13 protein-coding genes and 1 rRNA gene are annotated in these 12,785 nt (G+C 44.9%); 3 read left to right on the top strand and 11 right to left on the bottom strand.

Annotated elements, in window-relative coordinates; translation table 11 throughout:
- Window positions 1–130 precede the first annotated feature (130 nt).
- The 5 genes from MKX40_RS01670 to MKX40_RS01650 all read right to left on the bottom strand — a co-directional run bounded on the left by MKX40_RS01670 (window position 131) and on the right by MKX40_RS01650 (window position 6,125).
- Window positions 131–1,682, bottom strand: a 16S ribosomal RNA gene (locus MKX40_RS01670).
- Window positions 1,683–2,296: 614 nt separating this feature from the next.
- Window positions 2,297–3,271 (bottom strand): arginase, encoded by a 975-nt coding sequence (rocF, locus tag MKX40_RS01665; RefSeq protein WP_339239152.1) that lies wholly within the window; start codon window positions 3,269–3,271, stop codon window positions 2,297–2,299.
- A complete protein-coding gene (locus tag MKX40_RS01660) occupies window positions 3,261–4,481 on the bottom strand; it encodes an ornithine--oxo-acid transaminase (protein ID WP_339239151.1) in 1,221 nt (406 codons plus the stop codon). Before MKX40_RS01660 ends, rocF begins: the two co-directional genes overlap by 11 nt.
- A gap of 142 nt (window positions 4,482–4,623) precedes the next feature.
- Window positions 4,624–5,280 (bottom strand): amino acid ABC transporter permease, encoded by a 657-nt coding sequence (locus tag MKX40_RS01655; protein ID WP_339239150.1) that lies wholly within the window; start codon window positions 5,278–5,280, stop codon window positions 4,624–4,626.
- Between the two features lie 23 nt (window positions 5,281–5,303).
- A complete protein-coding gene (locus MKX40_RS01650) occupies window positions 5,304–6,125 on the bottom strand; it encodes a transporter substrate-binding domain-containing protein (protein ID WP_339239149.1) in 822 nt (273 codons plus the stop codon).
- A gap of 326 nt (window positions 6,126–6,451) precedes the next feature.
- Here MKX40_RS01650 and MKX40_RS01645 point away from each other — a divergent pair, with 326 nt between their 5' ends.
- Window positions 6,452–7,096, top strand: a complete 645-nt coding sequence (locus MKX40_RS01645) for a GntR family transcriptional regulator (RefSeq protein WP_339239148.1) — start codon at window positions 6,452–6,454, stop codon at window positions 7,094–7,096.
- 59 nt (window positions 7,097–7,155) lie between these two features.
- Here the strand turns inward: MKX40_RS01645 and MKX40_RS01640 are convergent, their stop codons facing one another.
- Entirely contained in the window at window positions 7,156–7,890 is a 735-nt protein-coding gene (locus tag MKX40_RS01640; RefSeq protein ID WP_339239147.1) for a methyltransferase domain-containing protein, read from the bottom strand.
- 164 nt (window positions 7,891–8,054) lie between these two features.
- Here MKX40_RS01640 and MKX40_RS01635 point away from each other — a divergent pair, with 164 nt between their 5' ends.
- Complete coding sequence (locus MKX40_RS01635) at window positions 8,055–8,393, top strand: hypothetical protein (RefSeq protein WP_339239146.1); 339 nt, start codon at window positions 8,055–8,057, stop codon at window positions 8,391–8,393.
- A gap of 243 nt (window positions 8,394–8,636) precedes the next feature.
- Here MKX40_RS01635 and MKX40_RS01630 read toward each other — a convergent pair whose 3' ends face one another.
- From MKX40_RS01630 to MKX40_RS01615, 4 genes are all read right to left on the bottom strand, one after another.
- Complete coding sequence (locus tag MKX40_RS01630; RefSeq protein WP_017691121.1) at window positions 8,637–8,864, bottom strand: cold-shock protein; 228 nt, start codon at window positions 8,862–8,864, stop codon at window positions 8,637–8,639.
- Window positions 8,865–9,052: 188 nt separating this feature from the next.
- Window positions 9,053–9,253 (bottom strand): cold-shock protein, encoded by a 201-nt coding sequence (locus MKX40_RS01625; protein ID WP_024633772.1) that lies wholly within the window; start codon window positions 9,251–9,253, stop codon window positions 9,053–9,055.
- A gap of 395 nt (window positions 9,254–9,648) precedes the next feature.
- A complete protein-coding gene (locus MKX40_RS01620) occupies window positions 9,649–9,885 on the bottom strand; it encodes a hypothetical protein (RefSeq protein WP_036607962.1) in 237 nt (78 codons plus the stop codon).
- Window positions 9,886–10,025: 140 nt separating this feature from the next.
- A complete protein-coding gene (locus MKX40_RS01615) occupies window positions 10,026–10,814 on the bottom strand; it encodes a type II CAAX endopeptidase family protein (RefSeq protein ID WP_339239144.1) in 789 nt (262 codons plus the stop codon).
- Window positions 10,815–11,121: 307 nt separating this feature from the next.
- Here MKX40_RS01615 and MKX40_RS01610 point away from each other — a divergent pair, with 307 nt between their 5' ends.
- Window positions 11,122–11,793 (top strand): phosphatase PAP2 family protein, encoded by a 672-nt coding sequence (locus tag MKX40_RS01610; RefSeq protein WP_339239143.1) that lies wholly within the window; start codon window positions 11,122–11,124, stop codon window positions 11,791–11,793.
- Between the two features lie 135 nt (window positions 11,794–11,928).
- Here the strand turns inward: MKX40_RS01610 and MKX40_RS01605 are convergent, their stop codons facing one another.
- Entirely contained in the window at window positions 11,929–12,708 is a 780-nt protein-coding gene (locus MKX40_RS01605; RefSeq protein WP_339239142.1) for an AraC family transcriptional regulator, read from the bottom strand.
- Window positions 12,709–12,785: the final 77 nt, after the last annotated feature.

The raw sequence follows: 12,785 nt of genomic DNA, 5'->3' as shown, positions 1-12,785 counted from the left end.
TGAGAGTTTGAGCTCTCAAAACTGAGCAACGAGTGAGTTAAACGCTTTACGAAGTAAAGCTCGCTTCGGAAGCATGCTTCCTGAAGACTTTTATTTGAATGTTTCCGTTACAGGAAACGATTCTCCATAGAAAGGAGGTGATCCAGCCGCACCTTCCGATACGGCTACCTTGTTACGACTTCACCCCAATCATCTATCCCACCTTCGGCGGCTGGCTCCTTGCGGTTACCCCACCGACTTCGGGTGTTATAAACTCTCGTGGTGTGACGGGCGGTGTGTACAAGACCCGGGAACGTATTCACCGCGGCATGCTGATCCGCGATTACTAGCAATTCCGACTTCATGCAGGCGAGTTGCAGCCTGCAATCCGAACTGAGACCGGCTTTTTAGGATTCGTTCCACCTCGCGGCTTCACAGCCCGTTGTACCGGCCATTGTAGTACGTGTGTAGCCCAGGTCATAAGGGGCATGATGATTTGACGTCATCCCCACCTTCCTCCGGTTTGTCACCGGCAGTCACCTTAGAGTGCCCACCCGAAATGCTGGCAACTAAGATCAAGGGTTGCGCTCGTTGCGGGACTTAACCCAACATCTCACGACACGAGCTGACGACAACCATGCACCACCTGTCTCCTCTGTCCCGAAGGAAAGATACATCTCTGCATCGATCAGAGGGATGTCAAGACCTGGTAAGGTTCTTCGCGTTGCTTCGAATTAAACCACATACTCCACTGCTTGTGCGGGTCCCCGTCAATTCCTTTGAGTTTCAGTCTTGCGACCGTACTCCCCAGGCGGAGTGCTTAATGTGTTAACTTCGGCACCAAGGGTATCGAAACCCCTAACACCTAGCACTCATCGTTTACGGCGTGGACTACCAGGGTATCTAATCCTGTTTGCTCCCCACGCTTTCGCGCCTCAGCGTCAGTTACAGCCCAGAGAGTCGCCTTCGCCACTGGTGTTCCTCCACATATCTACGCATTTCACCGCTACACGTGGAATTCCACTCTCCTCTTCTGCACTCAAGTCACCCAGTTTCCAGTGCGATCCGGGGTTGAGCCCCGGGATTAAACACCAGACTTAAATGACCGCCTGCGCGCGCTTTACGCCCAATAATTCCGGACAACGCTTGCCCCCTACGTATTACCGCGGCTGCTGGCACGTAGTTAGCCGGGGCTTTCTTCTCAGGTACCGTCACCTTGAGAGCAGTTACTCTCCCAAGCGTTCTTCCCTGGCAACAGAGCTTTACGATCCGAAAACCTTCATCACTCACGCGGCATTGCTCCGTCAGGCTTTCGCCCATTGCGGAAGATTCCCTACTGCTGCCTCCCGTAGGAGTCTGGGCCGTGTCTCAGTCCCAGTGTGGCCGATCACCCTCTCAGGTCGGCTACGCATCGTCGCCTTGGTGAGCCGTTACCCCACCAACTAGCTAATGCGCCGCAGGCCCATCCCCAAGTGACAGATTGCTCCGTCTTTCCAGTTTCCTTCAGGCGAAGAAAACAACTATTCGGTATTAGCTACCGTTTCCGGTAGTTGTCCCAAACTTGAGGGCAGGTTGCCTACGTGTTACTCACCCGTCCGCCGCTAAGTCTCAAAGAAGCAAGCTTCTTATCAACTCCGCTCGACTTGCATGTATTAGGCATGCCGCCAGCGTTCGTCCTGAGCCAGGATCAAACTCTCCAATAAAGTATTGAAAAGAGCGATAAGCTCATTTTGAATCTGACGAGATTAAAAATCTCAATTGTGCTCCAGTCGATCCAAGCCAAGGCTTGTTTCAACTTTCGCGTTCATTCTGCAAGCAGAATGTTTACTCACTCGTTGTTCAGTTTTCAAAGATCAAACTTGTTTTGTTACCAAATGTCGTTCTCTTCAGCAACTCTTATATAATATCATGTCCGAACCAACTTTGCAAGCTCTTTTTTTTAAGTTTCTTTCGAAGCTCATTCATTCGTTTGCCGCACCGTGTATCTCGTGTTTTCTTGGCCGGAATTAGAATATATCATGTACAGTTTTACATTGCAAGCTTTTTTTGAAAATTGATAATCACCTACCCCATCGACACAATGTGTAATCTGAAGCGCTCCCGAACTATAGAAATGATTCTAAGCATCCTCATTAGGCAGCTTCTTATATAATTACCCACTCAACGTAACCAGGGAAGCCACTTCCACTGCGATGCAGTGAACAATTGATTGTGGATAGCCCTGGTTTTCGGAGATCCCAGCTTTCTTTTCCTTCTATATAAATAATAAACTCATTTCTTAGGCACTGCTTACACACTCCGCTTCGCTTCTTAGTACCTATAATATGCGCTTACCCAGCAGAGAAGCGATTAGTTCCACACCAAGTCTTGCCGTATGTCTATTGTGGTCAAACAACGGATTCACCTCAACCAGCTCCATCGACGTAACTTGATTGGTGGAAGCAAGTATCTCCAATGCATAATGTGCCTCTCGGTAATTCAAGCCACCCGGTACTGGGGTGCCTACACCCGGAGCTTCCCGCGGGTCCAGACAATCCATGTCAAAGCTGACATGAATACCATCTGTCTCTTTCCCCACTGTAGCTATCGCTTGTTCAATAACCTGTTGTATTCCCATACGGTCAATATCATGCATCGTAAATGCTTGGATTCCCAATCCTTTAATCTGCTCTTTCTCATACTCATCCAGATCACGTAGACCAATATAGACCAATTTGGACGGATCAATAAACGCGCCTGCTCCAACAATGTGCAACAGATTGTATGCAGTATGCCCTAAGGAAGCAGCCACACTCATCCCATGCATATTACCGGACAAGCTGCGTTCTTCCGTATTCAAGTCTGCATGTGCATCAAACCAGATCACACCCAAATTGGAATAGTGGGCTGTTAATCCGGCCAAAGTGCCAATCGCCACACTATGATCTCCTCCAAGTATAAGGGGAAAGCCCCCCTCTTCTACCGCAGTCGATACTTCATGACACACCTTCTCACTAACCTGACGTACCTCATTCAAGTGTTTTACACGATTCCGCTCAGTAGGGGCAGCCGGTTCGGAAGGACAATCTACTCGTACTTCTTTGGAAAGAACTAGCCCAAGACTCGTGATCTCCCTCTTCAGTCCAGCTGTAATCAACTCATCCGGCCCCAACTCCGCGCCGCCTCTTGCTCCCCCGAGTCCAAAAGGAACCTTAATGATGGTTACATTACGCCGCGCAGTTTTCTGATCCGTATTATCCGCAACAATAGAAGTATCTTTTATCCCACCATAGACATCATCATCATTTTTCATGTAGGTCAGCTCCTTCATTATCGATCAGAACCTGCTCAATTCTCTCCAGCGCCCAATTAATCTCGGACTCTTCAATTGTCAGCGGTGGAGCAAAACGAATGGTTGTTTCATGGGTTTCTTTACACAGTAGACCCGCAGACATCAATCGCTCACAATAAGGTCGTGCTGATTCATGCAGTTCAACACCAATAAATAAACCCTTACCCCGGATGTCCCGGATGGCCGAACTGCGAATATCACGAAGCTTTTTCATAAAATAGTTCCCCAGACGTTCCGATCGCTCCGCAAGCTTCTCATCTTCAAGAACATTCAGAGCCGCAATAGCCACGGCGCAGGCGAGTGGGTTCCCTCCAAACGTAGAGCCATGAGAGCCCGGCTCAAACAAATCCAGTATCTTCGCATCAGCAGCGATAGCCGAGATTGGCATGACCCCTCCCCCCAGCGCTTTGCCCATAATCCAGATGTCCGGCTCAACCCCTTCCCAGTCGGAAGCAAAACGGCGACCCGTTCTTCCAAATCCGGTCTGGATCTCATCAGCCACAGTCAACACCTTCTGGTTCTTACACAGAGCAAAGGCTTCAGCCAAATATCCATCAGGCGGGATAACGATTCCAGCTTCGCCCTGAATAGGCTCTACAAGAAAACCAGCCGTATTTGGCGTAATGGCCTTTTTCAGCGCCTCAATATCTCCATAGGGAATAATCCGGAATCCAGGTGTGAACGGTCCAAAATCTTTTTTATACTCCACTGAAGAAGAAAATGACGTAACCGTCAGAGTTCTTCCATGAAAGTTACCAGAGCATACGATAATTTCGGCTTGATTCTCCGGTACACCTTTGCAACGATAAGCCCATCTACGTACCGCCTTTACCGCGGTCTCCACCGCTTCCGCTCCTGTATTCATGGCGAGAATCTTGGATTTCCCCGTGAAATGTGAGAGTTTCTGATAAAATAGAGAAGCTGAGCTGCTGTGGAATGCCCGTGATGTCAGCGTAACCCGATCCGCCTGATCCTTGAGCGCCTGTATGATTACAGGGTGTCTGTGACCATGATTTAATGCAGAGTATGCACTTAACATATCCATATAACGGCGGCCTTCTGGGTCTTCCACCCATACCCCTTCCGCCTGTTCAATCACAATAGGGAGTGGATGATAATTAGGTGCAGCATAACGCTCCGACCAATCTATTAACATTTTGGAATCTGACATACATACCCAACACCTTTCCAAAATATTGTATACAAAATACAATATCAATGTATGCGATACCACCACCATTTACGACTATATCCCACTATTTCCACAGTAGCCTACTCCCAGCCTTTCTTCGAACCGAATCCTCCATCAATAGTTATCGGGAAGCAGACAGTCTACGTTCCAACCAAGAGAGCAAGTTGGCCAGTGTAAATGTGATTATAAAGTAGAGGCCAGCGGCAACAAGCAGCGGAGCCAGCGGCTGGAACGTAACACCCTGAATCGTTCTGGCTGTGTATATAATTTCAGCTATGCCGATCATGGAGACAAGCGAAGAATCTTTAATGATAATAATGAATTCATTACCGATAGCTGGAAGCATGTTACGAAAGGCCTGTGGAAGTATAATATAGCGAAGTGTCATACCATGAGTCATGCCAAGGGAGCGCGAAGCCTCTGTCTGCCCTTTATCAATCGCTTGAATCCCGGCCCTGAATACCTCCGCCATATAAGCCGAACTATTCATCGTTAGAGCTACCACCCCCGACATAAATGCCGGCAAGTTCACACCTACAACTGTCAGGCCATAATGGATAATAAGAATCTGTACCAGCATCGGCGTGCCTCGAATGAGTTCAATATACGCCGAAGCCACCAATTTAATTGGCCATATTCGGGATAATCGCATTAATGCCATGATCACACCAAGCAACGTCCCAAACAGAACACCGAAGAAGGAAAGCTCAAGCGTAACCCACGCGCTTCGTGCATAATCCTGCCAATGATCTAATAGAAATGAAAAATCTAAATTCACGGCATATCCCTCACTCGTCCGGTTTATTCACCCAGCATCTCATTAGCTTCGATGACGAAACGTTCAATATCTCCATTCGTTTTGAGCTTTTCCAATGTAGTGTTGATCTGATTCAGCAGCTTCTGATTACCCTTCTTCACCGCGATGGCCGAACCACCCTCATCTTCTGCCTGTTCAATCTCCACACCCGCAACAATAAGCCCCTCCTGGTTCTTCACATACTGTTCAGCTACCGGTTTCTCCAAAATGAGCGCATCTACCCGCCCCGTCTGCAGCTCCAAGATCAGTTCAGGTATTTTGGCCAGAGATGTTAGCTTTGCTCCTTCTATTTCCTGAGCAATCCCTTCCTGAATGGAACTCTTCTGTACACCAACCTGCTTACCCGATAGATCATCAACTGACTTTAATGCCGCATCGTCTCCTTCTCTAACAAGTACAGCCTGCTCTGCGTAATAGTAGATATCCGTAAAATCAACATTTTTCTTTCGTTCTTCGGTAGGGGTTAAGCCCGATATTACAAAATCAACCTTATCTGTACCCAGGGCCATAAGAAGGCCATCAAAGTCCATATCCTCAATCTTCAGCTCAGCCCCGAGATCAGCCGCAATTGCCTTGGCAATCTCGATGTCAAAACCTACGATAGTATCTTTACCATCAATGTTCTTATGAAACTCATAGGGTGCATAGTCCGCACTGGTCCCAAGTACAATTACTTTTTTTTCCGCAGAACTACTTCCAGAAGACGATGTAGCATCTGATCCGTTCCCTGTCGTTTTTTCCTGACCACATGCGGACATGATTACAACCAGTAACAGCAGCATCAATGGCAATAGTACTTTTTTCACAAATCATACCCCTATTCATTTTTGGAATTAGTAGCATAAAGATCAATTTGTATACAATATATATAAGACAATATATGGACTTATATGTAAGTAATACTAACAAACATTCTGAGTTATCACAATCATTATTTAAACATTTATACGCTTTAATTCCATAAAATGTGATATATATAACACGACACTTACATCCTCTGAAATATGAAGTTTGCTTGCCCAACTTCCCCCTCGGTGTTAAGATGATTAAAACTTGAAACTCCTGAACGGCGCACCCAGCACGGCCTCACACCCATCTAATTATTAACTTTACATAGAAAGGAGGATTCGGTATGGAGGTACCCAAATACCGATCCTTGAAAGATCACGTATACGATTACATTGCCCAGAAGATTCAGGACGGAACGCTGCTTCCCAACCAGAAGATCAACGAGGCTGAAATATGCAAAAAGCTGGACATCAGTCGGACACCTACTCGGGAGGCCCTCTTCCAGCTGGCTTCAGACAATCTGTTGCAATACATCCCACGCAGGGGATTTATTGTCACTCCTTTTGATGCAGGCAAAAAACTGGAGTTTTCCCAAGCGATTGGTGTGCTGGAGGCACTCGCTGCCACACTTGCAGCAGACCACCTCAGACCCTCTGAACTTTTGGAAATGGAAACTCTCGTTGTCCGAATGGATGAAGATATCAGCCAGCTTGATCTTGCTGCCTACAACAAGAACCAATATCAGTTTCATAACCTGTACATTCAGCGATGTGGTAACGCCACGGTCATCGAGATGTTAAACACATTGAAGAACAGCTTCATCCGGCAGTCGTATGTTAGTGATAATAAACCAAAGCTATCTGAGGTACTGCTCGAAGTTAATGAAGAGCACCGACAAATTTTAAGTGCTTTTCGAGCTAAAGATAAGAAGCAACTGGAAGCCCTGCTCAAACACCACTGGCGCATTATCGATAACAATATGCTGTAGTACGTTCTGTCTGTAACAAACCAAAGGCAACCCACAACTATTGTGGAGTTGCCTTTTTCCTATTTTTCCTTTTCGATCTCCAACGGTGCTCTGGCCTGAAAAACGGCATACCCCAAATTTTTGCCGTATTTCGCGAGCAACCGATCATTGGTCTGGCTCATTCGCTGCATTTGTTCATCCTCGAACCAATTCATATCGATCTCACGATGTGGATCATGATCTACGCCCCATTTTCCCATAGAACGTGAATGTTCTTTGACCTCTATCTTAGTGAAGCCACACTGTTTTAGGCGTTTTCTCCATGTTGTCGCCGTTACCAAGGTTCGTATACCGTAAAATTGCTTTAGTCTGCGAAACATCAATTCGGTCTTCTGGCCGGATAGAACCATCTCCCGATCTACCAAAAGTCCAACGGGCTTCAACACTCTTCTATACTCATTAAGTGCACTCCGCCATGGGGTAAAGATCGTAACCGACTCCACAAATACCATATCAAAATGGTTTTCCGGGAAAGGCAACGATGTTACATCAGCCTGAATAAATCGAACATCCACTCGCTCTCGTCTTGCTCGTCGAACTGCCTTATCCAACATATTGCGATGAAGATCAATGGCTGTTACTTGATATCCACTTTTAGCCAGGTAACACGCAGTCCTCCCAGTGCCACATCCTATCTCAAGAATATGACTACCCAATGGCAGAGATAAGCTATCAAGCAACTTCAGTGTTGCCAAAAATCCTCCAGGATGGGCACTCCCTTCCCCTAAACGAGCTAGCATGTCATGATAATCCACGCAACATCCCCTCCTCACTTCTCCCAGTGTATGGAACAGACTTAAAAACGGCTCCTCCCTATTCGATTTTCCGGGTACTCGTCCATACCAATTCCTCTTCGCTCTACTATGATATACAAACCGTTGAATTCAAGCGGCAACCGCATCTAATGAGGAGGATTTGCATGTACAGAATTAATCGGGTATGTGAAGAAACGGTTTCTCCGCACGTTGGACGTTCCGTTTGTCTTGTTATGAAAGACGGTAAGCATATGTATGGTACACTCAGCCAATGTCGTGATGGCAAAGTTTATTTGAACGGATGTTTCGAGGGACCACGGCTATGTTCAGTCAAGTCCAAACAGCAGTTGGTAAAAGGCAGCAAGAAAAACGCTGTTGCATCAAAGAAAGTTAAATCCTCGGCATACGGTCCATATGGATACGGTCGGGGTTATGGCTATGGAGCAGGGATCGAACTGGCTCTGGTAGCAACACTGTTCCTGCTGCCATTCCTGTTCATCTAAACTCAAATCTGATCATGGTAAATTTGTAGCATAACAAAGACCCTTTTTGCTTATAGCAAAAAGGGTCTTTATCTTTTTCATACGATACACGTCAATTACAGTATTCATTCTGTAAATGAAGAGACAAAAAAAGGCATTCGCTAAAACGAATGCCGGGAACTTCATATTTAATACCCTTACCTTCGCAGAGGGTGTCTGTTTGATCTTAAAAAAAAACACCTCGTTAGAGGCGGGTAAGCTATGTTAAATCCGATTTCCTTTAGGCATCGTTTTTAGATTACTATTCGAATTCTCAAGCAATGGTAGCATCCTAGTCGTGCTGACCATCTCAGAAGCACATATCGGACAAGTAGGTACGTTATCAAACGCAAAATTGTCCCGCATCCATCCTTTGCACGTATCACTCGTACATTCCCAGATTGCCGCATCAGCTTGTGGAATCTCTTCCAACGGTTTTTTGCGATTATACATGACTTCTACCCCCTTTGTTATGGAAAAACATCTAACCGACGTTATTTCACAGAAGCCTACACTTAGCGGAAGTTTTACGTACCACCGAACTTCTGCCTCGACAACTATTGGGTCGACTTTTATATAACTAATCAAAAAAAAGAAGCTGCCTTTACCATTATAACATGTTAAAGGCAGCTATGCTTTAATTACAGTTTTACAACTTCTTCTGCTTGAGGACCACGGTTTCCTTGTACAATTTTAAATTGCACGCGTTGACCTTCGTCCAGCGTTTTGAAGCCTTCGCCTGTAATAGCGCTGAAGTGTACGAATACATCTTCTCCGCCTTCAACTTCGATGAAACCGAAGCCTTTATCAGCGTTGAACCATTTTACTGTTCCGTTTTGCATGTGAATTACACCTCCAAATAAAGATTAACATGTTCCTTTGTTCTTTGCAGCAAGCAAATAAAAATTCACACATTGAAAAAGGTACCAGTCATAAACCTATAAGTGATCGCCCTTTACAATATATGAATTAGGTTTTCCACTCTCTACAACTTGTTTTTATTATAACTCTATTTCAGCCAAAAAGCAAATCTTTGTATTTTCTTTTCAAACAGCTTTGGAAATACATGTTATTAACTCGCGTGGCAACAGGGTTTATCACGCTTATGTGACTGGTCACTTGTGTACGGTCTTATGAAAGGATATGCAGATCTAATCCATCTTATACATTTTTTATATAATATTCTGACATGCATATCCAACACATTCAATGAATCATATCATTACAGTTTAACATATTAGGTCCATGCCCACATAAATGCATCCCGATCCCAGGCAATCTGCCCACGATGAAGCTTACGGAAAGCTTTCTTCACTTCCTTGGACAATGATGTATTGCCGTTCTCGTTCACAAAAACAAACTCTTCGCCAAAATGGGTCTTCACATATTCTATGGCAGCTTCCTGATGAAGTGTTCCTGTGAATTTAATCTCCTGTACCATCCATTCTGCTACGCCTTGTGCTGTCTTCTCCACTATATCACCTACTGTTTGAATCTAATGTACGGATAGACAGACCTCGTATCACGAACATAACTGTCTTCCCGCCAGACTGAAGTATACCATGATCCCACTGCTGACGGGAAACGTTAGGATACTACTTCCAAGCAATACCTTTAGTGAACAACCGTATTGTCCTGCTCACTTGTATTGGAAGGAATCGTCGAATGGGTTCGATTGCTCCATACTAACCAGGCACAATATGCAATCAGTACTACAAGTATAAACAGATCATAGGGAAGTGTTCCTGTGTCCTCCAGGTCATTCCCGAGGAATTGAATCAGATTATGTATGAAATGAAACAAAATAAGCGGTACGATATTTCCGTTCTTCAGCATTAATAATGCCAGTGCAGCTCCCAGAAGCAGCGCATAGACCAATTGCATGATCGTATCCGTCATATTTTGACCAGACAATGCATTCAGCAAATGTGTAATTGAAAACAAGATGCTGGAGGTGACGACTGCGGCCACTGCACTTTTTCGAAGCAATGTTTTGAAAATAAGCCCCCGATAGATCGTTTCTTCAACAAAGGCCACGAGCAAGGTAAAATAGATAAAAAAGACCACCCGTGACAAGCTCAGCTCTCCAAATCCTTTCAGAGAAATTGTACCCAGTACAAGGAGTAGTGGAATATAATACTTTGCGTGCCCAGCTGGGATACTTCTCAAAGATCGAAATCCGGTCTCTCCCCACTTGCGTCTTAACGTCAGATAGATGATCAGCACAATTGCGATAGGTGTAAAGGAAATGAGCACGGGAGAAGTGTAGTCGAGTTGTTTTATCGTGGCAATAGCCCCTGCAGCAAATACGGCTAACAGGAGAATTAGCTCAATAATCACGACGGTGAGCACAGGTTTTCGCTCAGAAAAGGAATGTTTTGGCTCGGATTGCGGGTTAACCATACATTTGCCTACCTCATTTCATTTGCTTTTTTTTCGTCTTTATATGAACATATATACCAATGTAGTTGTAACATATCACGAGCACAATGAATACTCCTATCATGGATAAAAATATAAAAGTAACAAAAAAGAGACTTATCCTGACTGCATTTCCCTAAAATCAGGTATGGCTTATACCTTCATCTGTCCATTATAGTATTTCAAGAGTTTAAAGCTGCAGGGGTGCGGCGACTCTTCAACGTCATATATCTATGAAGCATCCATTAACCGATAGTTTCACAATGCATAATGAAATCAGGGGGATACTATGAGAGCATTCTTTCAGCGCTGGGGGCATTTACTGGCTATTCTGTGCATACCGCTCCAAGGCTCAATTTACGTTTTTTTAGGTAGCAACACGGGTAGTGATGTATTCTACAATTATGCTTGGATTGACACACAGATTCCTTTTATCAAAGAATTTATTTATCCATACATTAGTTGGATGCCCATTCTGTATCTCGGATTTCTCTATCTGGGTCTGACAAACAAGTCGCTATTCTGGCGCACGTTAATTACCTATAATATTGGGGTGATGGCTGCCAATGTCTGTTTTGCGGTGTTCCCCACTCATGTCCCACGCCCGGTGATCGGTGGAACTGATCTAAGCAGTGTTTTAGTACAGTTTATCTATACCAACGATGCGCCTTTCAATTGTTTCCCAAGTGTTCACGTTCTGACCAGCTACTTGCTGTTTATTGTGATTAACAGACACTTGAACTTCAAACCTTTGGCACGCATCTCTTGGTCAGTGTGGCTGTGGTTGATTATTGCTTCAACGGTGTTTGTCAAACAGCATTCCTTGCTGGACATCGCCGGAGGCATCTTGTTTGCGGAGGCCGCGTATTGGACTGTACATGTCTTTGCTCTTCGTCTTGGGCAGGCACGAAAAAAGGGCAAGCAAGCAATCACAGCATCTAATTCAAGCAGTCATGTTTAACAGCATTTATATATGTGTAGCAGGTGGGATGATAATCCTGTTATACAGCAAAAGAGGGCCTGAGCCCTCTTTTTTTGTACTCATTTAATTAAGCCTAATTATATAGAAGAACTTATTAGGGTTATGCTAAGCGTTTCATACTATAGGTGGCCGTTCATGGAGCAGATCGGATGGTGGACTTCCCGTTATACGCTTAAATATGCGGTAAAAATAAGACAGGTCCCGGTAGCCTAGAAATTCGGCAATTTCCTGGATGGAGAGTTGTGACTCCGTGAGCAGGTATATGGCTCGTTTCATCCGTTGATCATGGACATACTGACTGATGGTCTGATTCGTCATGCTTTTGAATAATGCAGCAGCATAATTGGGAGTCTTGTTGATCTCGTCCCCGAGTTCTTCCTTTGTCACTTTCTCCCGATAATGCCGCTCAATATACCGCTTCATCCGTTCAACATGATTATGTCTCTCCGGCGGAATGACGCCCCGATCTAACTCCCTGTTAATATAAATCAACACTTCCATCAATAAGGCTTGGCTCATCATGACATAATAAGACGGACGCTCCTGCCATTGTTGATGAATAGCGCTCATGCGTTGATGGATCAGTTCGTAACATCCAGGTTTATGGCGCAAAGCCTCATACCGTTCGAGCGCAGGTAGAGTTTCTGTATGATTTCGTTGCAATTGAATTACAATCTGTGTGTGCGTTACTGTTGGAATACTCTTGCCGTAATATGGGACACCACCTGGAATGAGGAGCAATTCCCCCTTTTCCATGATCTGTTTATCACCGTTCACCCAATATACACATTTTCCATAAGTAACCAAGCTAAGTCGCCAGGTTTGTTGAGATTGCACAGCTTCTTCGTACCAACCAACACCGTTAATATGTCGTACTTCAAGTGGAGTGAACATAACACACCTCATTATCGGACTATACTCTAATCATTGTACTATAGTTCATACCCTGATTCGACAGAAAACGCTACAAT

This window comes from Paenibacillus sp. FSL R5-0517 (assembly GCF_037974355.1).
Classification (GTDB): domain Bacteria; phylum Bacillota; class Bacilli; order Paenibacillales; family Paenibacillaceae; genus Paenibacillus.
Note: the sequence above shows the minus strand (reverse complement) of the source record. Positions and strands in the feature narration are given on the sequence as shown.